The 861-nt window shown below is 65.5% G+C and carries 2 protein-coding genes; both read right to left on the bottom strand.

The features are described from left to right. Window positions 1–463 (bottom strand): GMC family oxidoreductase (locus PMI42_RS10610; RefSeq protein WP_008133461.1); only part of this gene is annotated, 463 nt, incomplete at its 3' end. 253 nt (window positions 464–716) lie between these two features. Continuing rightward, window positions 717–861, bottom strand: a 145-nt coding sequence (locus tag PMI42_RS40690) for a TetR family C-terminal domain-containing protein (protein WP_008133460.1), incomplete at its 5' end; no start/stop codon positions are given.

The following is an 861-nucleotide window of genomic DNA, read 5'->3' as shown; positions in this document are numbered from 1 at the left end:
CCGGCAGCGGCCCGCCGGTGCCGTGATATTGATCGGCGCCGCGCGTCTGGTTCTCGGCCTTCTTGAAATAGGGCAGCACGTCGTCATAGCCCCAGCCGGCATTGCCGTGCTGGCGCCAGCGATCGTAGTCCTCGTGCTGGCCGCGCACATAGAGCAGGCCGTTGATCGAGCTCGATCCGCCCAGCGTCTTGCCACGCGGCTGGAACACCTGCCGTCCCTTCAGCTCGGGCTCCGGCTCGGTCTGGTACATCCAGTTGACGGTCTTTTCCTTGAACAGCTTGCCATAGCCGAGCGGCACGTGGATCCAGATGTTGGAATCCTTCGGGCCCGCCTCGAGCAGCAGCACCGAATGCTTGCCGTTCGCCGACAGACGGTTGGCGAGCACGCAGCCGGCAGAGCCGGCACCGACGATGATGTAATCGAACTCGGGGTCAGACGGCGCGAGAGAGGAATTTGCGTTCATGCGCTACTGTTCTTCTTGTTGGTGGGCGTTTCCGGTTGGTCATTTCACCTCACCCCAGCGGGGAGAGGTTTGATTGCGCGCGGCGATGCGCAGCATCGTCGGTAGCAATCCGGGTGAGGGGCCGCAACGGCAGATGAGACCGTAGCCCCTCACCCGGATCGCATCTCCGATGCGATCCGACCGCTCCCTCCGGGAGAGGTGGTCCGAATTCCGGGCTCGCACCGCACACAAAGCTGATCTCCGACTGGCACGATCATGCGCGCACGCGCAGCGCCTCGACCAGCGATTTGAACGCACGGGCGTATTCCGCGCCCGCCCTTGCGATATCCGCGCGCCCGGCGCAGGCGACCGCGGCTTCCGTGACCGCACCGAGCAGCAGCCGCGCCAGCGGCTCCCCC

This window comes from Bradyrhizobium sp. YR681, assembly GCF_000282615.1.
GTDB lineage: Bacteria > Pseudomonadota > Alphaproteobacteria > Rhizobiales > Xanthobacteraceae > Bradyrhizobium.
Note: the sequence above shows the minus strand (reverse complement) of the source record. Positions and strands in the feature narration are given on the sequence as shown.